This window comes from Rhizobium arsenicireducens (assembly GCF_964021225.1).
The window spans coordinates 1,515,776-1,536,046 of the sequence record NZ_CAXHYK020000001.1 but is presented as its reverse complement, the minus strand read 5'-3'; the positions used below and the strand labels follow the sequence as shown (position 1 = coordinate 1,536,046).

Here is a 20,271-nt window from a genome sequence, read left to right as displayed (position 1 = left end):
CTAGAGCGCCGCCTTGATCTTCTCGGCATTCGCCTTCAGCACTTCGATGTCCTCCATCTTGCCGGAATGGGCTTTGAGCGGCACGCCCTCGTGGCGCGGGATGATGTGGAAGTGCAGGTGATGGACTGTCTGGCCGGCGGCCGCCTCGTTGAACTGGGCGACCGTGACGCCATCGGCCTCGAAGGCTCGCTTGGCGGCGATTGCGAGCTTCTGCACCACCGGCATGAGCTTTGTCAGCACTGCCGGATCGGCGTCGAGCAGGTTCCGCGAGGCGGCCTTGGGGATGACGAGCAGGTGACCGGAGGCCTGGGGCATCGCATCCATGAAGGCGAGGGTGTCGTCGTCCTCGTAGAGCTTCACAGAGGGGATCTCGGCCTTCAGGATCTTGGCGAAGATGTTGTTCGGATCATAGGTGGGGCTGGTCATCGGGAAACTCCTGAGGTTTGGCCGTAGTTAAGGCGGCCGGCGAGAAAGGATCAAGCGGCCTATTCGTCGCTCTCGCCGTCGCGCTGCTGGCGCTCGCCGCGGCGAAAGGGCGTGTGCTCGTCGAGGATTTCGGCCATCTGCTCGACCTCGCGCCGCTCATGCTCGAGATAGTCGGCGACGGCCCGCCTTAAGCCCGGATGGGCGATATAGTGGGCCGAATGGGTGGTGACGGGCTGATAGCCGCGCGCCAGCTTGTGCTCACCCTGCGCGCCGGCCTCAACGCGTTTCAAACCCTTCGACAGCGCAAAATCGATCGCCTGGTGATAGCAGACCTCGAAATGCAGGTAGGGGTGATCCTCGACGCAGCCCCAGTGCCGGCCATAAAGTGCATCCGCGCCGATGAAGTTGATGGCGCCCGCCACATAGCGTCCGTGGCGCCTGGCCATCACCAGCAGGATGTCGTCGGCCATGCGCTCGCCGATCAGCGAATAGAAGGTCCGCGTCAGATAGGGCTTTCCCCATTTGCGGCTGCCGGTGTCCATGTAGAACGTGAAGAACTGGTCCCAGACATCCTCGGTCAGATCCGACCCGGTCAGCCAGTCGATCTCAATGCCGTGCTCCAGTGCCGCCCGACGTTCCTTCTTCAGTGCCTTGCGCTTGCGCGAGGCGAGCGTGTCGAGGAAGTCGTCGTGGTCGCGGTAACCGGGATTGAGAAAATGGAACTGCTGGTCCGTGCGATGTAGGTAGCCACCGGCGGCGAAGGCCGGCAGTTCTTCTTGCGGAAGGAATGTGACATGCGCGGAGGAAACGCCGAGCTCGTCGGCTACCTGCCGGAGCCCGGCGGCAAGCAGAGGGCGCACGTCGGCTGGATTGCGGCCTTCAGCTACCATCAGCCGCGGGCCCGTCGCCGGCGTAAAGGGAAAGGTGCTCTGCAGTTTGGGATAGTAACGGCCGCCGGCCCGCTCGAAGGCGTCGGCCCAGCCCTGGTCGAAGACGTATTCGCCGCGGCTATGGCTCTTGAGATAGCAGGGAATGGCGCCAAGCAGTTCCCCGGCGTTGTCCTCCATGAGGAGATGATGGCCGAGCCAGCCGGTTTCGGCCACAGCCGAGCCGGATTCATCGAGCGCTGAAAGGAAGGCGTGCGAGGCGAACGGATTATATCCGTCCGCGCCGCACCTGGCGCCGCCGAGCATGGCCCAGCGCTGAGGCGCAATTCCGGCAAGGGATCTTTCGATCCGGATCGTCACATCTCCTGGCATGCGGCTCCCATCAGGCGGTGGCGATGGCAACCTCGCGGGGATCAAAGCCCTCGAAGGTCATCTGGTCCGCATGAGTATAGGTATGCGCACGCATGGTTTCATCCCGGACCGTCCAGGTTATCACCGGAATTCCGCGTTCCCGCTGCGCCGTGACGAAGCTGTTGGGCAGATGCGGGGCGCAATAGGAGATGAAGTCGAGGTCGAGCTGCATGGCCTCTTCATGAGCGGCGAGCTGCTCGGGCTTCACGCCCTCTGCGGTCAGCCCGACCGGGTAGGGGCAGTCGAGCTTCTTGAGGTCCCGCAACAGCCAGTAGTCAAAGCTCATCAGCGCGACTTTGCCCTCGTAGCCCTCCAGCACCTCCACCACGGATTCGGCAAGCCCGTCATCGTGCTCGGCATCTATGCCCTTGAGTTCAATCACCAAAGGCACGCGTCCCTTGACCAGAGCGAGCATCTTCTTGAGCGACGGGATCTTGTCGGCCGTGGCGCCGATCGACAGCAGGCCCAGTTCGCCGGCGGTGCGCTCGCGCACTTCGCCGGCAATGCCGCACAAACGCTGCAGGTCATGGTCGTGGAACACCATCGGCACGCTGTCGGACGACAGCTGGATGTCGCATTCGATGGCAAAGCCCGCGTCGATGGCGCGCTGGAATGCCGAGAGCGTGTTTTCCCATACCGTCTTGTTCTGGTCGTGGAAGCCGCGATGGGCGACCGGCACGTCCTTGATCCAACTGACGTCGCTCACAGGGCGATCTCCAGGATGGCGTCGATCTCGACGGCGGCATTGAGCGGTAGGGCAGCCATGCCGACGGCGGCGCGCGCATGTTTGCCGGCTTCGCCGAGCACGCCGGCAATCAGGTTGGATGCACCGTTGATGACGAGATGCTGTTCGATAAAGCCGGGGGCGGAGGCGACAAAACCGTTGAGCTTGATGACGCGCACGATACGGGAGAGATCACCGCCAAGGGCGGACTTCGCCTGGGCGAGGATATTGATGGCGCAGAGTTCGGCGGCACGCTGTGCGTCGGCGAGAGCCACGTCCGAGCCGACCAGTCCGGTCACCGCAATCTTGCCGCCCTCGATAGGCAACTGGCCGGAGAGATAGAGAAGATTGCCGCTGATGACAAACGGGACATAGTTGGCGGCGGGAGCCGCTGCTTCCGGAAGGGTGATTCCCATGGACTTGAGGCGGCCGTCGATCGTATCGGTCATGTGCGTTTCCCGGGTCTGCATAAAATAATTGATGAGAATTCAGTCGCGGCGAAAAGCTTGTCTCGCTTTTGCCGGATCTGTTCATATAACATCGCCGCCAAGTGCAACAGGAGGATGTCGATGTTTCGTTCGAGCTTAGCCGTGGTCTTGGTTGCCGGCTCTGCCGTCAGTCTGACGGCAGCCATTGCCAATGCGGCGGTTGCCGGCGGTCTCGTTCCGCATCGGGCGGTCTATGAAATTCAGCTCAAGCAGGCATCGGAGCGATCCGGTATCGAGGGCATGCGCGGCCGGATGGTCTACGAGTTCAACGGTTCCGAATGCGAGGGCTACACGACGAATTTTCGCTTTGTCACCCGCATCGACACTGGCGAGCAGATCCGAGTCACCGACCAGCAGAGCATGACCTTCGAGAACCTCGCCACCGGCAAGTTCCGCTTCGAGACCAAGTCCTTCACCGACGACCAGATGGACAAGGACGTGAGCGGGGCTGCGGCCGATGAGAATGGCAAGGTCAAGATCCTGATCGAGCAGCCGGAGCCCCGTGCGCTCGAACTTGCGGACAGCCGCTTTCCGGCCGAACACATGCTCGAAGTGATCGAGAATGCCAGAAAGGGCAAGTCCCTTTTCGAGGCCCGCATATTCGACGGCTCGGAAGATGGCGACAAAAGCTATTTGACGACCACTATCGTTGGCCCGGCGCGCCAGCCGACATCCGTCGAAGGGGCCGACAAGTCCACGGGGCCGTTGGCCGGCCAGGCCTATTGGCCTGTCTCGATCGCCTATTTCGATGAGAAAGCCTCGGGCGACCTCCTGCCGATCTACACCCAGTCGTTCAAGCTTTACGAGAACGGCATTTCCCGCGACCTGATGCTCGACTACGGCGACTTTGTCCTGACGGGCAAACTGACGAAGCTTGAAGTGCTCGGCTCCGGCGACTGCCGCTGAAGATGCCCCTTTGCCGGGCTGAAGACGTTTTGTGGCGGGAAAAGTCTTGATTTCCCCGAGAAGTCGCTATAAGGCCACGAGCATTCCACACGCGAGACTTGGGATCGACCGGGAGAAATCCGGAAGGTTCCGCCGGTGGCATCATTGCAAAAGGTGCTGTTTGTCTCGCGGGGGTTAAACCGGAAACAGGAGAATATAAGGCATGTCACTGCCCGATTTCAGCATGCGCCAGCTTTTGGAAGCCGGCGTCCATTTCGGCCACCAGACTCACCGCTGGAACCCGAAGATGAAGCCGTACCTTTTCGGCGATCGTAACAACATTCACATCATCGACCTCGCACAGACCGTGCCGATGCTGTCGAAGGCCCTTCAGGTCGTGTCCGACACCGTCGCCCGTGGCGGCCGCGTTCTGTTCGTCGGCACCAAGCGTCAGGCGTCCGAACTGATCGCCGACAGCGCGAAGCGCTCGGCCCAGTACTACGTCAACTCGCGCTGGCTCGGCGGCATGATGACGAACTGGAAGACGATTTCGAATTCGATCCAGCGTCTGCGCAAGCTCGACGAGATCCTGAACGCGGAAGCTTCGGGTTTCACCAAGAAGGAACGCCTGAACCTCGAGCGCGAGCGCGAGAAGCTGGACAAGGCTCTCGGCGGTATTCGCGACATGGGCGGCACCCCGGACCTGATGTTCATCATCGACACCAATAAGGAAAAGATCGCGATCGACGAAGCCAAGCGCCTCGGCATTCCGGTCGTCGCCATCATCGATTCCAACTGCGATCCGGACCTGATCGACTATCCGATCCCGGGCAACGACGATGCCTCGCGCGCCATCTCGCTCTACTGCGACCTGATCGCCCGTGCTGCCATCGACGGCATCGCGCGCCAGCAGGGTGCTTCGGGCCGAGACATCGGCGGAGCCGCGGAAGCTCCGATCGAGCCGGCTCTCGAAGAAGAAGCCGGCGCCTGATGGCGCCGCGCGGCGGGGCCTTGCTGCCCTGCCGGCGTCTCCCGATTGGGATCGGCCGTCTGGAAGCCCCATGCTCCCAGGCGGCCTCGCCCCTTTGAAGATCTGCCCGCGCCTTAGCGCTGCGATCGACAAGGCGGTCGACCATATCCGTGATGGCGTTGCTTCATCACGCTGTTACATTTCCGGGTACATTTCGTCCCAAAACAGGGCGCAGGCCGCACTCCGTTGCACATGGCTGGCGCACCGACTGAACCGACAAGAGGCAAACAATGGCTGAAATCACTGCAGCACTGGTAAAGGAACTGCGCGAAAAGTCCGGCGCAGGCATGATGGATTGCAAGAAGGCGCTCACCGAAAACGACGGTGACATTGAAGCCGCGATCGACTGGCTGCGCGCCAAGGGCATCGCCAAGGCCGACAAGAAGTCCGGTCGCACCGCCGCCGAAGGACTTATTGGCATTGCCGGTGCCGGCACCAAGGCTGTCGTCGTCGAAGTCAACTCCGAAACCGACTTCGTTGCCCGCAACGACGCCTTCCAGGAACTCGTCCGCGGCGTTGCATCTGTTGCACTCTCGACCGATGGTTCGGTTGATGCGATTGCCGCCGCCAACTACCCGGCCTCGGGCAAGTCGGTCGCCGACACCATCACGGACGCCATCGCTCACATTGGTGAGAACATGACGCTGCGCCGCGCTTCGCTGCTTTCGGTCGAAGACGGTGTTGTCGCCACCTACGTCCACAATGCTGTTGCCGACGGCCTCGGCAAGCTTGGCGTTCTCGTCGCCCTGAAGTCGACCGGCAAAAAGGAAGTACTTAACGCCATCGGCCGCCAGGTCGCCATGCACATCGCTGCCACCAACCCGCTCGCGATCCGTGCCGAGGAAGTCGACGCAGCCGTCGCCGAGCGCGAACGTAACGTCTTCATCGAGCAGTCGCGCGCTTCCGGCAAACCGGACGCCATCATCGAAAAGATGGTTGACGGCCGCATGCGCAAGTTCTTCGAGGAAGTCGCTCTGCTGAGCCAGGCCTTCGTCATCAACCCGGACCTGACCGTCGGCGCCGCCATCAAGGAAGCCGAAAAGGAAGCCGGAGCACCGATCGAAGTCACCGGCATGGCGCGTCTTCTGCTTGGTGAAGGCATCGAAAAGGAAGAGAGCGATTTCGCCGCCGAAGTCGCGGCCGTCGCCAAGGGCTGATCGCCCTTTGGTCGATCGACCTTGTTAGGGAAAAGTCGGGGCATCGCGTGACAACGCGATGCCCTTCGTGTATCCGGCTTCAGAATTATCCGAGGATACAGCATGACTTCCAAACCACTCTACAAGCGCGTCCTTCTCAAAGCTTCCGGCGAGGCCTTGATGGGCAGCCAGGGCTTCGGCATCGACGTAGCGGTTGCCGACCGGATCGCCGCCGATATTGCTGACGCCCGCGCAATGGGTGTCGAGGTTGGGGTCGTGGTCGGCGGTGGCAACATCTTCCGCGGCGTGGCCGTGGCCTCCAAGGGCGGCGACCGGGTGACCGGTGACCACATGGGCATGCTGGCGACCGTCATCAACGCGCTGGCGCTCGCCACCTCGCTGCGCAAGCTTGGCATCGACACCGTCGTCCTGTCGGCGATTGCCATGCCGGAAATCTGCGAGAGCTTCACCCAATTGCGCACGCTGCATCATCTGGAGCAGGGCCGCGTGGTGATTTTCGCCGGCGGCACCGGCAATCCGTTCTTCACCACAGATTCGGCGGCAGCGCTGCGCGCCGCAGAGATCGGCGCCGAGGCGATCTTCAAGGGAACGCAGGTCGACGGCATCTATTCCGCCGACCCGAAGAAGGATCCGACCGCGACGCGCTTCGATCATCTGACCCATAGTGCCGTTCTGGAGAAGGGCCTGGCTGTGATGGACGTCGCCGCCGTCGCTCTGGCGCGAGAAAATTCCATACCGATCATCGTCTTCTCCATCCACGAAAAGGGCGGATTTGGCGAAATCCTTTCAGGCGGTGGCCGCAAGACCATCGTCAGTGACAATTGAGGGCAGGCGACCGGCCGTTTAGGCCCGCCGCCCAGGCTAAAGGAGTGCATCATGAGCGAAGGTATCGATCTCAACGACATCAAGCGCCGTATGGACGGCGCGATCAACGCGTTCAAGCACGACATCGCGTCGCTGCGGACCGGCCGTGCCTCGGCCAATATTCTCGATCCGGTGACGGTCGAGGCCTACGGCTCGCGCATGCCGTTGAATCAGGTCGCCAACGTGACGGTGCCGGAACCCCGCATGCTGGGCATTTCGGTTTGGGACAAGTCCATGGTCAACGCGGTCGACCGCGCCATCCGGGAAGCCAATCTCGGCCTCAACCCGATCGTCGACGGACAGAACCTGCGGATTCCGCTTCCGGAACTCAACGAGGAGCGCCGCAAGTCGTTGGTCAAAGTTGCGCATGACTATGCCGAAAAGGCCAAGGTAGCGATTCGCCACGTTCGCCGTGACGGCATGGACGGCCTTAAAAAGGCCGAGAAGGACGGCGTAATCGGTCAGGACGAAAGTCGTGCCACCTCCGAGAAGGTGCAAAAGATGACCGATGAAACGATTTCCGATGTCGACCGCTTGCTCGTCGAGAAGGAAAAGGAAATCATGCAGGTCTAGCATGCGCGTTTCGTTTTGCCCGCCCAAGACGCATTGAACCGGACCGAATATGTCGACAGCTGAAAACCACGCCGTTCCCGAGCATGTTGCGATCATCATGGATGGCAACGGGCGCTGGGCAAACGCGCGCGGGCTTCCGCGGACCTTCGGGCACCGCAAGGGCGTCGAGGCGGTGCGCGAAACGGTGCGGGCGGCGGCCGAGGCCGGCATTCGCTTTTTGACGCTGTTTGCCTTCTCCTCGGAGAACTGGCGCCGCCCCGAGGCCGAGATCAACGATCTTTTCGGCCTGCTGAAGACTTTCATCCGTCGCGATCTGGCCGAACTGCACCGCGAGAATGTCCGCATCCGTATCATCGGTGACAGGGCCAATTTGCGCGATGACATACGCTCTCTACTGCTCGAGGCGGAGGAGACCACTCGCGGCAATTCGGGGTTGACCGTCGTGATCGCCTTTAACTACGGCTCCCGTGACGAGATTGCCCGCGCAGCTTCCAGCCTGGCCGCTGAGGTTGCCGCCGGTCGCCTCAAGGCGTCAGATATCGACGCGCGGATGCTCGAGCAGCGGCTCGACACGAGCGATATTCCCGATCCTGACCTAATCATCCGCACCAGCGGCGAAGAGCGCCTGTCGAACTTCCTGCTGTGGCAGGCCGCCTACTCCGAACTGATGTTCGTGCCGGAGCTCTGGCCCGATTTCGGTCGCGAGGAGTTTTTTGCCGCGCTTGAGCGTTTCGGCGAGCGTGACCGGCGTTTCGGCGGCTTGTCGGCCAAGGCCGTGGCGCTGGGGTCTTAGGGCGATTTCATGAGCCGCGAACTTACCCTCCGTATCTATTCCGCCATCGTCATGGTCGCCGTCGTGTTGGCGGCGACCTGGTTCGGGGGGTAGCTTTCCGCGTCCTGGCTGGCGCCATTGGGCTATTCGTCTATTATGAATGGTCGTCGATGACCAAGCTTGCTGAACGGAGCATGCGCGGCAATGCCTTCGGCTGGTTCGCCATGGCCCTACTTGTCGCCAATATGTTGTTTGGCCAGCCGGATTTCACGGTTCCGCTGTTCGCAGGCCTTGTCCTGACAGCCCTCTTGCCGGCAGTACTCGGCAATTGGAGCTGGTGGCATGTCGGCGGAATCTTTTATTCGGGGCTGAGTGCCGTCTCGCTTGCTGCGATCCGCGGTGAAGATCAACTGGGTTTCGCCGCGATGATCTTCGTCTTTGCGGTCGTGTGGTCTACCGACATTCTGGCCTATTTTGTCGGTCGCGCCATCGGCGGGCCGAAGCTCGCGCCACGCATCTCCCCCGGCAAGACCTGGTCCGGTGCAATCGGCGGGACGATTGCCGGTGTCCTTGCGGGGATCGCGGTGGCGCTCTCCTTCTTCCAGTCGATCGGGCTGTGGGTTCCGCTGCTCGCCTTCTTCCTGTCGGTCGCCGGCCAGATTGGTGACTTGTTTGAATCCTATATAAAGCGGCGTTTCGGCGTGAAGGATTCCAGTCATCTCATTCCCGGACATGGCGGCGTCATGGACCGGGTCGACGCACTTGTCTTTGCCTGTTTCGCAGTGTTCTTTCTTGCGATAGGTTTCTCCGCAGTCGGCAAGGGGGCTGTCGACTCTCTCGGTGCTTTCCTATTCGGTCTCTGAGGCCGCAAAGCACCATGAACAGGATCAAATGATGGATCAAATCACCGCCTTCTTCGGCTTCCTTGCCGGCTACATACTTCCCTATGTCGTCGTTCTGTCGCTCCTCGTCTTCGTGCACGAGCTTGGTCACTATCTGGCTGGGCGATGGTCGGGTATCCGGATTCTGGCGTTTTCGATCGGCTTCGGGCCCGAACTCGTCGGTTTTACCGATAGTCACGGCACGCGTTGGAAGCTGTCGGCCATCCCGCTCGGCGGCTATGTGCGATTCTACGGCGATGCCGATGCGGCGAGCCTTGCCGATGGCGATGAACTGGCCGAGATGACACCAGAAGAGCGGGCCCAGACGCTGGCCGGGGCCAAGCTTTGGAAGCGCGCCGTCACGGTCGCTGCCGGCCCGATCGCCAATTTCGTAGCGGCGATCGCCATTTTCGCGGTCTTGTTTGCCACCCAGGGCAAGCCGGTTGCCGATCCGGTTGTCGCTGAGGTCAAGGACGGAAGCGCGGCCTACGAGGCCGGGGTGCTGCCCGGCGATGTGCTTGTCGCGCTTGACGGGGACCGCATCGAGACCTTTGACGATGTCGTGCGCTATATCAGCATGCGGCCGGGAATCCCGGTCGTCGTGACGGTGCTCCGGGGTAGCGGCGAGGTCGATGTCAACCTGGTGCCGCGCCGCACAGTCACGACCGACCGGTTCGGCAACGAAATGGAAGTCGGGCAGATCGGTATTATCACCAACCAGCAGTCCGGAAATTTCCGCATCGTCGAATTGACGCCGCTGCAGGCGGTCGGCGAGGGGGTAATGCAGACCTGGCATATCATCACCGGGACATTCGACTACATTTCCAACCTTTTCGCCGGTCGGATGAATGCCGACCAGTTGGGCGGGCCGGTCCGCATCGTACAGGCTTCGGGGCAGATGGCGACCCTCGGTTTCGTGGCACTGTTGAATTTGGCGGCGGTTCTCTCGGTTTCCCTGGGGCTTCTCAATTTGATGCCAGTTCCGGTCCTTGACGGGGGGCATCTGGTCCTCTACGCGCTGGAGGCAATTCGCGGTAAGCCCGTCGGGCAATACGCACAGGAGATCGCTTTTCGGATCGGCCTGGCCATGATCTTGTCGCTGATGGTGTTCGCAACGTGGAACGATATCAGCCGCTTAATTGGCTAGGCCTCGGCTTGCCATCCCTGAAAGGATTTGTTTACGATGTTTCAAACTGGTAGTGGCGATTGGGCCACGGCTGCAAATGAAGTAAATAGAATTTAACGTCCGTACTTGCTTGTAGGGTAAAAGCCGGTAAAACCACACACGGACCGGAGTCGGGAACGGCATCGGGGCAATGGAAGAAGGTTGAGAATACACATGAAGGCTGGTTCAAGATTTTTGAACGCTGTGTCGGCGATCGCGCTGTCTGCTGGTGTTGTTTCTTCGGGTGCAGGCGTAGCTCTGCTCGCGTCGGCCGCAGTTGCCGAAGCCGCCGTGATTCAGCGTATCGATGTCCGCGGTGCCCAGCGCGTCGGGGTGGATGCGGTTCGCTCCAATATCACCATCAGGCCCGGCCAGAACTTCTCCAATGCCGACATTGATGAGTCCGTAAAACGTCTCTATGCGACCGGTTTCTTCTCTGATGTACGGATTTCCGTTTCCGGCGGCACGCTCGTCGTCAGTGTGTCTGAGAATCAGCTCGTCAATCAGGTCGTCTTCAACGGCAACCGCAAGATCAAGGACGACAAGCTGCGGGGCGTGGTCCAGACCCAGCCGATGGGCCCCTACAGTGACAGCCTGATTTCCGCCGATATCGAGCGGATCAAGGAAGCCTATGCTGGCATCGGGCGTAGCGACATCGAGGTGACGACCCAGGTGGTTACGGTCGCCGAGGGACGCGTGAACCTTGCCTTCGTCATCAATGAGGGCGAGCGCACCAAGATCACCCAGATCAACTTCGTCGGCAACAATGCCTATGGGGATAGCCGTCTGGCTGCCGTCTTGCAGACCAAGCGCTCCAATATGCTGTCCTTCCTGACCCGCAAGGACGTCTATAACGAGGACAAGCTGCGCGCTGATGAAGAGGCGCTGCGCCAGTTCTATTACAATCACGGCTACGCCGATTTCCGCGTGATTTCTTCCGATGCCACTCTGAACGAGTCCGGCAATGAATATGCCATCACGATCACGGTCGATGAAGGCGAACGTTACAAGTTCGGTAACATTGCTGTCGAATCGACCGTTGAGGGCATCGATGGCGCCGAACTCGAGCGTCTCGTCGAAACGCGCTCCGGCAACACCTACAGCGCACGCGACGTGCAGAAGTCGATGGAAGCCATCTCGCGGCGGGTTTCGTCTGCGGGTTATCCCTTTGCGCGCATCGTTCCGCGCGGCGACCGCAACTTCGAGAACAATACGATCGGCGTGACCTATCTGGTCGATCAGGGCGAGCGCGCCTATGTCGAGCGCATCGAGATCCGCGGCAACACCCGCACGCGTGATTATGTCGTTCGTCGCGAGTTCGACATTTCCGAAGGTGATGCCTTCAATCAGGAAACCATCAGCCGCGCAAAGCGTCGTCTTGAGGCGTTGGGCTATTTCACCAGCGTGAACATTTCGACGGCTCCGGGCAGTGCCTCCGACCGCGTCGTGGTTGTCGTTGAGGTCGTGGATCAGCCGACCGGCTCGTTCAGCATTGGCGCAGGTTACTCGGTCGGTGGCGACGGCTTCGTGCTCGAAGCTTCGGTCGAGGAAAAGAATTTCCTCGGTCGCGGTCAGTTCATCCGCGTCGCCGTCGGTGGCGGTCTGGAAGACAGCCGTACGTACAATTTCTCGTTCACCGAACCCTATTTCCTCGGTTATCGCCTTGCAGCCGGCTTCGATGTGTTCCGCAATGAAACCAGCAGCAATTCGAATTACGACTATGAGGAGACGGGGGCGACGTTGCGCGTAACCGCGCCGATCACCGAGAACCTGGCGACCACTGTTCGCTATACCTACAAGGAACTGAAATACACGGATGATGGCGCCTATGGCGGCGATGGCGTTCGTGGCGGCGGCGACGATAGAATGTCGGATCCCTATCTCGACCTGATCGAGGGGAGCCCTTGGAAGCAGTCCATTCTCGGTCATTCCGTTGTCTACAATTCGGTCGATGACCGTACTATGCCGCGTGAAGGGATCTATGCCAGCTTCACGCACGAATATGCGGGTCTTGGAGGCGATTCCGACTTCTACAAGGTCTATGGCCGCGCCCGCTACTTCCACACACTCTCGGATGAGATGGATATCGTCGGTTCGTTGGGTGCAAGCGCCGGACACGTGGTCGCGACGGGTGATGCGCTCAATGTCTTCGATCAGTTCCAGATCGGTGGCAAGGAACTTCGCGGTTTCGCCACCAATGGTATCGGTGGGCGTGCAGACGGAGATGCGCTCGGCGGGACGACGTATATGACGGTTTCGGCGGAAGCCAACTTCCCGCTGCCGCTGTTCCCGCAGGACCTCAATATCCGCGGTGCAATCTTCGCGGATGCCGGCACCCTGTACGGCAACAAGGTGAATACCGGCGGTGCGACCGTTGAAGGTACGGACATGAGCTTGCGTGCATCGGTTGGTGCGGGCATTTTGTGGCTGTCGCCGTTCGGTCCACTGCGCTTCGACTATGCAGTTCCGGTCGCCAAGGAAGACTTCGACGAGGTTCAGAACTTCCGCTTCAGCATGGCGAACTCGTTCTAAGTCTGCAGTCCAGAACTGCTGGCAGGGTAACGTTCTGGGGCTTTGGCTGATGGAGCATAATCATTTCTTTCCGCCCCGGGCCGGGGTTTCTCTTGCGTCGCTTGCGGCGCAGATCGGGGCGGAGCTATTGGACGTGGACGCGGGCGAGCGGTTGATCCGGTCGGTCGCGCCAGTCTACAGGGCAAAGCAGGGTGACATTTGTTACATCCTGTCGCGTCGCAGCAAGGAAGAGCTGAAGACCTGCGAGGCCTCGGCTATTCTGTGCGACAAGGCGCTGAAATCTCTCATTCCCGATCATATTCCGGTGCTCTTGGCGCCGTCGCCGGCTATGGCTTTCGCCCAGGCCGGGGGCCTGCTCCATCCGGAAGCCTTGCGCCCGGTACCGGTCTCTCCGTCCCAGGGCGGGATTTCGCCCGCCGCTTTTGTCGATCCGACCGCAAGGCTTGAGCTGGACGTGCTGGTCGAGCCGATGGCCGTGATCGGCGCGGATGTCGAGATCGGCGAGGGTAGCCGCATCGGCGCTGGCACCGTGATCGGCACCGGCGTCAGGATCGGCCGCGGCTGCACGATCGCGGCTGGTGCGACGATCCAGTCGGCGCTGATTGGCAACAATGTCATCATCCACAATGGCGCCAGGATTGGCCAGGACGGCTTCGGATACGCACCCGGGCCTCGCGGCATGCTGAAGATCGTTCAGATCGGCCGCGTAATCATCCAGGACAATGTCGAAATCGGCGCCAATACGACGATCGACCGCGGCACGATGGACGACACCGTGGTCGGCGAAGGCACCAAGATCGATAATCTCGTTCAGATCGGCCACAATGTCCGCATCGGCCGCCATTGCGGCATCGTCGCCCAGGTCGGCATCGCCGGCAGTACGAAGGTTGGTGACGGTGTGATGATCGGCGGCGCCTGTGGAGTGAACGGCCACGTCACCATCGGCGACGGCGCACAGATCGCGGCGATGAGCGGCGTGCTGTCCGACGTTCCGCCGGGCGAACGCTATGGCGGTATTCCGGCTCGGCCGATGAAGGATTTCCTCAAAGACGTGGCGGCGGCCTTGAGCCAGTCGGAGAGCCGCAAACAGAAGGGTGGGAAGGAATGAACGATCAGGTGAAAACCGAGCTGGGTTCCGCCGATATTCTCGAGATCATGAAGCTGCTGCCGCATCGTTATCCATTCCTGCTGGTGGACCGGATCATCGAGATCGACGGCGACAACTCGGCGATCGGCATCAAGAACGTCACCGCCAACGAGCCGCACTTCACCGGTCACTTCCCCGACTCGCCGATCATGCCCGGCGTCCTGCTGGTCGAGGGTATGGCCCAGACCGCGGGTGCGATCTGTACGCGCAAGCAGGGCGGCGGCGGAAATCTCGTCTATTTCATGACGATCGACAATGCGCGCTTCCGCAAGCCGGTCGTGCCGGGCGACCGCGTCGAGTTCCACGTCTTCAAGCAGAAGCAGCGTGGCAATATCTGGAAATTCCACTGCGACGCCAAGGTTGACGGCGCTCTGGTGGCCGAGGCCGATATTGGCGCCATGATCATGCGCAAGGACGAGAAATGAGCAGGATCGCGCCAGGCGCCGTCATTCACCCCATGGCCATCGTCGAGGACGGCGCTGTGATCGGGGCGAATGTTAAAATCGGCCCCTTCTGCCATGTCGGGCCGAAGGCGAAGCTCGGCGACGGTTGCGAACTTCTCTCCCATGCCGTCGTCACCGGCCGCACGACCATCGGGCGCAATGCCAGGATCCATGCCTGCGCCGTCATCGGCGGCGATCCGCAGAGCATTCACCATGCCGGCGAGGAAACCACGCTGACCATCGGCGACAACTGCACGATGCGCGAAGGCGTGACGATGAACACCGGAACCGCCGAAGGCGGCGGTAAGACCGTGGTCGGCAGCAACAACCTCTTTCTCGCCAATTCGCATGTCGCCCATGATTGCCAACTCGGCGACAATATCATCCTGTCGAACAATGTCATGCTTGCCGGCCATGTGAAGGTCGAAGACCGGGTCATTCTTGGCGGTGGCTCGGCCGTGCACCAGTTTACCCGCATCGGTCGCCAGGCCTTCGTCGGTGGACTGTCCGCCGTCAGCTACGACGTCATTCCCTACGGCATGCTGAACGGCAATCCGGGTGTGCTCGGCGGCCTCAACGTGGTGGGCATGACGCGCGCCGGCATCGAGCGTTCGGTGATCCACCAGGTTCGCCGCGCCTTCAAGCAGATCTTCGACGGCGAAGCCTCGGCCCGTGTCAATGCCGCCGCCATCCGTGACGAATATCTCGATTGCCCGCCGGTTATGGAAATCCTGGATTTCATCGCGGCCGAAAGCGACCGCGCCCTGTCGTCGCCGTTCCGCGGCAAGAGCTGATCGCCGTGGCGCCGTCCGGGGCTCGCAAAGGCCGCCTGGCGATCGTCGCCGGCGGCGGCTTCTTGCCTCTCTACGTCGCCGAGGCGGCGCGCGTGGCCGGCGAAAATCCCTTCATTCTCCGCCTTCGCAACGAAGCCGACCAGCAATGGCAGGGCTTCGATTCGGCCGTCATCGGCGTCGGCGACATGGCCGGCCTTTCCTCGCTGCTGAAGGCCAACGCGATCGATCGCGTGGTGCTATCGGGCGGCGTCAAGCGGCGGCCGGCCTTCGGCGAGATCCGGGTCAACCTGAAATCGCTGCTGAAGTTACCTATGGCGGTTAAGACCTTGCTCGCCGGTGGCGACGACGTCGTGCTGAAAATGGTGATCGGCCTGATCGAGGCGCAAGGTTGCCACGTCATCGGCGCGCACGAGATCGCACCGGACCTGCTCGCCGAGACCGGTCCGATCGGTGCTGTCTCTCCCTCCGCCGACGACTGGCGCGACATCACGCGCGGCGCGGAAGCCGCCGAGGCGCTCGGGCTACTGGATGTCGGGCAGGGGGCGGTGAGCGTCGGCGGGCGTATCGTCGCGCTCGAGGGGGTTGAAGGCACGGACGCCATGCTGGAGCGCGTTGCGCACCTGAGGGCAGAAAAACGTATCTCTCAGCACCGCAAGGGCGTGCTGGTCAAACTCTGCAAGCCGCAGCAGGACGTGCGCGCCGATCTTCCGTCGATCGGTCGCTCGACCATCGCGAATGCCAGGAAGGCAGGGCTGGCCGGCATCGCCGTCGAGGCTGGCCGGGCACTGGTGATCCAGCGCCAGGCGCTGATCAGTGCTGCCGACGAGGCCGGACTCTTCGTCATCGGCATCGATCGCGGACTTGCCGGAGGAACCCCATGAGCGTAAAGCCCCTGAAGATCGCGGTGATCGCCGGAGAAGTGTCGGGAGACCTGCTGGGCGCGGACCTGATTGCCGCGCTGAAGGTCCGCCACGGGGGGGCGATCGAACTGGTCGGGGTCGGTGGCGATGCGCTCGAGCGTCAGGGACTGCGACCACTGTTCGATTTTTCCGAGCTGTCCGTGATGGGACTCACCCAAGTTCTGTCGCGCCTGCCGCGCTTCATCCGTCTGATCGGCTTGACGGCCAAGGCCATCATCGCGGCCAGGCCCGACATGCTGCTGATCGTCGACAGCCCCGATTTCACCCACCGGGTGGCGAAGAAGGTCCGCCAGGCGCTGCCCGATCTGCCCGTGGTCGACTACGTCTGCCCGAGCGTCTGGGCCTGGAAGGAATACCGCGCCAAGGCGATGCTGGCTTATGTGGACGAGGTTCTGGCCGTGCTGCCGTTCGAGCCGCAGGTGATGCGCGATCTCGGTGGCCCGCCCACGCATTTCGTCGGCCATCGGTTATCGACGAATGAGAAACTGCTGGAGACGCGCGCAGCGCGCGCCGGCAAGCGTCCAAAGCGTCTCGACGAGGCAAAGACCATCCTGCTGTTGCCCGGTTCGCGCGGCGCGGAGATCGCGGCGCTGCTGCCGATCTTCGGCCAGACAATGCGCGAGTTCGTCGAGCGCAATGGTTCGACCCGTTTCCTTTTGCCCACCGTCTCGCGCCAGGAGGCGCGTGTGCGCCAGATGATCGCCGACTGGGACCTGAAGCCGGAGGTGCTGATGGGCGAGGAGGCGAAATGGCGTGCCTTCGCCGAGGCCGATGCGGCGATTGCAGCGTCCGGCACCGTTATCCTGGAACTAGCGCTGGCCACTGTGCCGGTGGTTTCGACGTACAAGACAGATTGGCTGGTGACGATGCTGAGCCACCGCATCAAGACCTGGACCGGTGCGCTTCCCAACCTGATTGCCGACTATCCGTTCGTACCGGAATTTCTCAACGACTACGTTCGCCCGGGCAATCTCCTGCGCATGGCCGAGCGTCTTGCCGCCGATACCCTGCAACAGCGGGCCATGCTCGAGGGGTTCGATCTGGTCTGGCAACGGCTTCAGACCGAGCAGCCCTCGGGCGTCGAGGGCAGCCGCGTCGTGCTCGACCTGCTGGCGCGGCGCGGCCGGCTCTAGGCCCGCGTCATTGCCATGAGAGTAAATCTACCGCATTTTTCCGGCCTCCTTGCGGGCCCGCAGGCCCGCCAGGAGGCGCAAAGTTGACGTCTCACTGCGACAGGCAATCAGTGAGCGACTTGGCGAGATTACGCATCAGCTGGGTGTAGAGGGCAGGCCCCGCTTCAAGGGCGCCGCCTTCCGGGTCGAGCACGCCGGCCTTGGCATCGGTTCCCTCGGTCACGACGGAAACGAGCTTCGGTTCGAATTGCGGCTCTGCGAAGACGCAAGCCGCCTGAAGTTCCTTCACCTTGCCATGGATTTCGGAGATCCGCTCGGCACCCGGCATGGTCTCTGGGCTGACCGTGATCGAACCGGCGACGCGCACCTTGTAGCGGTTTTCGAAATACTGGTAGGCATCGTGGAACACGACAAAGGGCCTGTCGGCGACCGGCGCCACGGCGATCGCGATGTCCTTGTCGAGCGTGTCGATATCCTGCGCCAGGACCAGCCCGTTGGCCCTGTAACGGGCAGCATTGGCCGGATCAGTGGCGACCAGGGCGCTCTCGATCTCGGCTGCCATGGCCTTGGCATTCATCGGGTTGAGCCAGAGATGCATGTCGAAGCCGCCGTGTTCATGCTCGTGACCGGGCTCCTCGGCGGCGTGCTCTACTGCCGCATGATCCTCATGGGGATCGTGGTCGTCATGTGCCGCATGATCCGCGCCGTCGGCATTGTCTCCCTCGTCCTCGTGGCTCTCGAAGGCGCCGCCTTCGCGGAAGCGCAGGCGTACCAGGCCGGGAGCATCCTCCAACTCGACCACCTTCGCCTTGCCGGCCAGCGCGTCGAGCGGCTTCTCGAGGAAGGCTTCGAGCCCAGACCCGACCCAGAAGACCAGGTCGGCGTTTTGGAGCGCGCGTGCGTGCGACGGCTTCAGGCTGTAGGTATGGGCGGAGGCAGCACCCTCGACGATCAGTGACGGCTCGCCGACCCCTTGCATGATCGCCGCGACGAGCGAATGGATCGGCTTGATCGAGACCACCACCTGCGGAGCGGAGAGCGCCAGCGTCGGCGTGAGAAGAAGGGCGGCAGTCGAAGCGGCGAGGCCGAGCCGGGAAAACGTCATGGGTGTCTGCTCCATCTTGCGTTTGTAATGTAATAGCATTACATCAATTGCGTAATGCTATAACGTGTGCCATAGGATCATGCAACAGCAAATTTCCCCCGGGTCCGACATGTCCGCAATGATTTCGATGACCGAACCGCCGCTCGTCACACTCTCCAATGCTGGGATCCGGCGCAATGGCCGCTGGCTGGTGCGCGGTGTCGACTTTTCCGTTCGCCGCGGCGAGATCGTCACCTTGATCGGGCCGAACGGTTCCGGCAAGTCGACCAGCGCCAAGATGGCGATCGGCGTGCTTAATTCGGACGAGGGCAGGGTGGATCGCCAGCCGGGGTTCCGCGTCGGCTATGTGCCGCAGAAGCTGTCAGTCGACTGGACCATGCCGCTGACCGTCAAGCGCCTCATGACGCTGACCGTGCGGCTGACCGACAAGGAGATCGCCTCCACACTCGAAGCGGTCGGCATCGGCCATCTTGCAGGCGCCGAGGCGCAGCATCTGTCCGGCGGCGAATTCCAGCGCGCGCTTCTGGCCCGTGCCATCGCCCGCAAGCCGGACCTGCTGGTGCTCGACGAACCCGTGCAGGGCGTCGATTTCACCGGCGAGATCGCGCTCTACGATCTCATCACATCGATCCGCAACACCACCGGCTGTGGCATCCTGCTGATCTCCCACGACCTGCATGTGGTCATGGCCGAGACTGACACGGTGATCTGCCTCAACGGCCATGTCTGCTGCCGCGGCACGCCGGCCGCCGTCAGCCGCAGCCCGGAATATATGCGGCTCTTCGGCGCCACGGCCGGCCGCACGCTTGCCGTCTACAGCCACGACCACGACCATACGCACCTGCCGGACGGCCGCGTGCGCCATGTCGACGGCACGATCACCGATCACTGTCATCCAGACGACGGGCACCACCACGACCACGGACACCGAGGGGAGCCCGGTCACGACCATGCAAATGATCACACCCACGGACACGAAGGTCATGGGCACACGGACCACGGGCACGCTCATGTCCACGCTGCAGATGACGACCACGGACATCACCATGCGGACCATGGTCCTCGCGCGGCCGCAGGGCTTGTGACCCCGGTTGCGGCACCGACCAAGGAGAAACGCGATGTTTGACGATTTCTTCCTGCGCGCCATTCTCGCCGGTGTTGGACTTGCCCTTACCACCGGTCCGCTCGGCTGCTTCGTTATCTGGCGCCGCATGGCGTATTTCGGTGACACGATGGCGCATTCCGCTCTGCTCGGCGTCGCGCTATCGCTACTTTTCTCCCTGAACCTGATGGTCAGCGTCTTTCTCGTCGCGGCGATCGTGTCTCTGCTGTTGCTCGTGTTGCAGAAGCGGCAGGCGCTTTCGGCCGATGCGCTGCTCGGCATCTTGAGCCATTCGACACTGGCGATCGGTCTTGTCCTTGTCGCCTTCATGAGCTGGGTCAGAATCGACCTCATCGCCTTCCTGTTCGGCGATATCCTTGCCGTTACGACCACCGACATCGCCATCGTCTGGGGTGGCGGCGCGGTTGTGCTGGCGCTGATCGTCTGGCTGTGGCGGCCGCTCCTGGCTGCGACCGTCAATGCCGAACTGGCGGAAGCCGAAGGCCTGCATCCAGAGCGTGCTCGCCTTGCGTTCATGTTGCTGATGGCGCTCGTCATCGCCATCGCCATGAAGATCGTGGGCATCATGCTGATCACATCTCTGTTGATCATTCCGGCTGCGGCTGCCCGTCGCTTTTCCGCGACGCCGGAGGTCATGGCGATACTGGCGTCGCTGATCGGCGTCGTTGCCGTGGTGATCGGCCTGTTCGGCTCGCTGACCTATGACACGCCGTCCGGCCCATCGATTGTTGTGGCGGCGCTGATTCTGTTCCTGTTCAGTCTGCTGCCTGCACCGCGCCGGCAGCGCGACAATACAACAGCGTGAGGATGC

At 62.0% G+C, this 20,271-nt stretch carries 20 protein-coding genes and 1 pseudogene; 16 read left to right on the top strand and 5 right to left on the bottom strand.

Translation table 11 applies throughout. The features are described from left to right. Genes ACWPVA_RS07285 through ACWPVA_RS07270 form a run of 4 tightly spaced genes read right to left on the bottom strand, consistent with a single transcriptional unit; the run spans position 1 to position 2,897 of the window. Positions 1–426: an HIT family protein gene (locus ACWPVA_RS07285; RefSeq protein WP_454287048.1), complete on the bottom strand. Its 426-nt coding sequence runs from the start codon at positions 424–426 to the stop codon at positions 1–3. A gap of 59 nt (positions 427–485) precedes the next feature. After that, the gene (locus tag ACWPVA_RS07280; protein ID WP_454287047.1) at positions 486–1,685 is read right to left on the bottom strand and encodes a GNAT family N-acetyltransferase; all 1,200 of its coding nucleotides are present in this window, start codon (positions 1,683–1,685) and stop codon (positions 486–488) included. Between the two features lie 10 nt (positions 1,686–1,695). Continuing rightward, positions 1,696–2,430, bottom strand: coding sequence for a glycerophosphodiester phosphodiesterase (locus tag ACWPVA_RS07275; protein WP_454287046.1), 735 nt, complete (start codon positions 2,428–2,430; stop codon positions 1,696–1,698). Continuing rightward, a complete protein-coding gene (locus ACWPVA_RS07270; RefSeq protein ID WP_454287045.1) occupies positions 2,427–2,897 on the bottom strand; it encodes a RidA family protein in 471 nt (156 codons plus the stop codon). Before ACWPVA_RS07270 ends, ACWPVA_RS07275 begins: the two co-directional genes overlap by 4 nt. Positions 2,898–3,017: 120 nt before the next feature. Between ACWPVA_RS07270 and ACWPVA_RS07265 the strand changes: the two genes are divergently transcribed. The 14 genes and pseudogenes from ACWPVA_RS07265 (at position 3,018) to lpxB (ending at position 17,232) form a co-directional block, all read left to right on the top strand. Continuing rightward, a complete protein-coding gene (locus tag ACWPVA_RS07265; RefSeq protein WP_454287044.1) occupies positions 3,018–3,842 on the top strand; it encodes a cell envelope integrity EipB family protein in 825 nt (274 codons plus the stop codon). A 202-nt stretch (positions 3,843–4,044) separates the two neighbouring features. After that, a complete protein-coding gene (rpsB, locus tag ACWPVA_RS07260; protein ID WP_454287043.1) occupies positions 4,045–4,812 on the top strand; it encodes a 30S ribosomal protein S2 in 768 nt (255 codons plus the stop codon). 269 nt (positions 4,813–5,081) lie between these two features. Then, positions 5,082–6,008 carry a translation elongation factor Ts gene (gene tsf / locus ACWPVA_RS07255; RefSeq protein WP_454287042.1) on the top strand — a complete coding sequence of 309 codons (927 nt, stop codon included), beginning with the start codon at positions 5,082–5,084 and terminating at the stop codon, positions 6,006–6,008. Positions 6,009–6,110: 102 nt separating this feature from the next. Next, positions 6,111–6,833, top strand: a complete 723-nt coding sequence (gene pyrH, locus ACWPVA_RS07250) for a UMP kinase (RefSeq protein ID WP_454287041.1) — start codon at positions 6,111–6,113, stop codon at positions 6,831–6,833. 51 nt (positions 6,834–6,884) lie between these two features. Beyond that, entirely contained in the window at positions 6,885–7,445 is a 561-nt protein-coding gene (gene frr, locus ACWPVA_RS07245) for a ribosome recycling factor (protein WP_454287040.1), read from the top strand. Positions 7,446–7,494: 49 nt separating this feature from the next. Next, positions 7,495–8,238 (top strand): isoprenyl transferase, encoded by a 744-nt coding sequence (locus ACWPVA_RS07240; protein WP_454287039.1) that lies wholly within the window; start codon positions 7,495–7,497, stop codon positions 8,236–8,238. A 9-nt stretch (positions 8,239–8,247) separates the two neighbouring features. Beyond that, positions 8,248–9,080, top strand: a pseudogene (locus ACWPVA_RS07235) (phosphatidate cytidylyltransferase). A 31-nt stretch (positions 9,081–9,111) separates the two neighbouring features. Further along, a complete protein-coding gene (gene rseP / locus ACWPVA_RS07230; protein WP_454287038.1) occupies positions 9,112–10,245 on the top strand; it encodes an RIP metalloprotease RseP in 1,134 nt (377 codons plus the stop codon). A 192-nt stretch (positions 10,246–10,437) separates the two neighbouring features. Continuing rightward, positions 10,438–12,795: an outer membrane protein assembly factor BamA gene (gene bamA / locus ACWPVA_RS07225; RefSeq protein ID WP_454287037.1), complete on the top strand. Its 2,358-nt coding sequence runs from the start codon at positions 10,438–10,440 to the stop codon at positions 12,793–12,795. Between the two features lie 49 nt (positions 12,796–12,844). Continuing rightward, positions 12,845–13,903, top strand: coding sequence for a UDP-3-O-(3-hydroxymyristoyl)glucosamine N-acyltransferase (gene lpxD, locus ACWPVA_RS07220; RefSeq protein WP_454287036.1), 1,059 nt, complete (start codon positions 12,845–12,847; stop codon positions 13,901–13,903). Beyond that, a complete protein-coding gene (gene fabZ / locus ACWPVA_RS07215; RefSeq protein ID WP_454287035.1) occupies positions 13,900–14,367 on the top strand; it encodes a 3-hydroxyacyl-ACP dehydratase FabZ in 468 nt (155 codons plus the stop codon). Before lpxD ends, fabZ begins: the two co-directional genes overlap by 4 nt. Continuing rightward, positions 14,364–15,179, top strand: a complete 816-nt coding sequence (gene lpxA / locus ACWPVA_RS07210; RefSeq protein WP_454287034.1) for an acyl-ACP--UDP-N-acetylglucosamine O-acyltransferase — start codon at positions 14,364–14,366, stop codon at positions 15,177–15,179. Before fabZ ends, lpxA begins: the two co-directional genes overlap by 4 nt. A 5-nt stretch (positions 15,180–15,184) precedes the next feature. Continuing rightward, positions 15,185–16,060: an LpxI family protein gene (locus tag ACWPVA_RS07205; RefSeq protein ID WP_454287033.1), complete on the top strand. Its 876-nt coding sequence runs from the start codon at positions 15,185–15,187 to the stop codon at positions 16,058–16,060. Beyond that, positions 16,057–17,232 carry a lipid-A-disaccharide synthase gene (gene lpxB, locus ACWPVA_RS07200; RefSeq protein ID WP_454287032.1) on the top strand — a complete coding sequence of 392 codons (1,176 nt, stop codon included), beginning with the start codon at positions 16,057–16,059 and terminating at the stop codon, positions 17,230–17,232. The genes ACWPVA_RS07205 and lpxB overlap by 4 nt, the downstream gene beginning before the upstream one ends. Positions 17,233–17,323: 91 nt before the next feature. On the opposite strand, the gene ACWPVA_RS07195 is transcribed toward lpxB, so the two are convergent. Beyond that, positions 17,324–18,337: a zinc ABC transporter substrate-binding protein gene (locus tag ACWPVA_RS07195; protein WP_454287031.1), complete on the bottom strand. Its 1,014-nt coding sequence runs from the start codon at positions 18,335–18,337 to the stop codon at positions 17,324–17,326. A gap of 109 nt (positions 18,338–18,446) precedes the next feature. Here ACWPVA_RS07195 and ACWPVA_RS07190 point away from each other — a divergent pair, with 109 nt between their 5' ends. Both ACWPVA_RS07190 and znuB read left to right on the top strand, forming a co-directional pair. After that, positions 18,447–19,463, top strand: coding sequence for an ATP-binding cassette domain-containing protein (locus tag ACWPVA_RS07190; RefSeq protein WP_454287030.1), 1,017 nt, complete (start codon positions 18,447–18,449; stop codon positions 19,461–19,463). Further along, positions 19,456–20,265, top strand: a complete 810-nt coding sequence (znuB, locus tag ACWPVA_RS07185; protein ID WP_454287029.1) for a zinc ABC transporter permease subunit ZnuB — start codon at positions 19,456–19,458, stop codon at positions 20,263–20,265. The genes ACWPVA_RS07190 and znuB overlap by 8 nt, the downstream gene beginning before the upstream one ends. The last annotated feature ends 6 nt before the right edge of the window (positions 20,266–20,271 follow it).

Excerpts from the sequence above, each read along its gene's own strand:
- ACWPVA_RS07285 (WP_454287048.1), bottom strand. The coding sequence starts at position 426 with ATGACCAGCCCCACCTATGATCCGAACAACATCTTCGCCAAGATCCTG.
- ACWPVA_RS07280 (WP_454287047.1), bottom strand. The coding sequence starts at position 1,685 with ATGCCAGGAGATGTGACGATCCGGATCGAAAGATCCCTTGCCGGAATT.
- ACWPVA_RS07270 (WP_454287045.1), bottom strand. The coding sequence starts at position 2,897 with ATGACCGATACGATCGACGGCCGCCTCAAGTCCATGGGAATCACCCTT.
- ACWPVA_RS07265 (WP_454287044.1), top strand. The coding sequence starts at position 3,018 with ATGTTTCGTTCGAGCTTAGCCGTGGTCTTGGTTGCCGGCTCTGCCGTC.
- rpsB (WP_454287043.1), top strand. The coding sequence starts at position 4,045 with ATGTCACTGCCCGATTTCAGCATGCGCCAGCTTTTGGAAGCCGGCGTC.
- tsf (WP_454287042.1), top strand. The coding sequence starts at position 5,082 with ATGGCTGAAATCACTGCAGCACTGGTAAAGGAACTGCGCGAAAAGTCC.
- pyrH (WP_454287041.1), top strand. The coding sequence starts at position 6,111 with ATGACTTCCAAACCACTCTACAAGCGCGTCCTTCTCAAAGCTTCCGGC.
- frr (WP_454287040.1), top strand. The coding sequence starts at position 6,885 with ATGAGCGAAGGTATCGATCTCAACGACATCAAGCGCCGTATGGACGGC.
- ACWPVA_RS07240 (WP_454287039.1), top strand. The coding sequence starts at position 7,495 with ATGTCGACAGCTGAAAACCACGCCGTTCCCGAGCATGTTGCGATCATC.
- rseP (WP_454287038.1), top strand. The coding sequence starts at position 9,112 with ATGGATCAAATCACCGCCTTCTTCGGCTTCCTTGCCGGCTACATACTT.
- bamA (WP_454287037.1), top strand. The coding sequence starts at position 10,438 with ATGAAGGCTGGTTCAAGATTTTTGAACGCTGTGTCGGCGATCGCGCTG.
- lpxD (WP_454287036.1), top strand. The coding sequence starts at position 12,845 with ATGGAGCATAATCATTTCTTTCCGCCCCGGGCCGGGGTTTCTCTTGCG.
- fabZ (WP_454287035.1), top strand. The coding sequence starts at position 13,900 with ATGAACGATCAGGTGAAAACCGAGCTGGGTTCCGCCGATATTCTCGAG.
- lpxA (WP_454287034.1), top strand. The coding sequence starts at position 14,364 with ATGAGCAGGATCGCGCCAGGCGCCGTCATTCACCCCATGGCCATCGTC.
- lpxB (WP_454287032.1), top strand. The coding sequence starts at position 16,057 with ATGAGCGTAAAGCCCCTGAAGATCGCGGTGATCGCCGGAGAAGTGTCG.
- ACWPVA_RS07195 (WP_454287031.1), bottom strand. The coding sequence starts at position 18,337 with ATGACGTTTTCCCGGCTCGGCCTCGCCGCTTCGACTGCCGCCCTTCTT.
- ACWPVA_RS07190 (WP_454287030.1), top strand. The coding sequence starts at position 18,447 with ATGTCCGCAATGATTTCGATGACCGAACCGCCGCTCGTCACACTCTCC.
- znuB (WP_454287029.1), top strand. The coding sequence starts at position 19,456 with ATGTTTGACGATTTCTTCCTGCGCGCCATTCTCGCCGGTGTTGGACTT.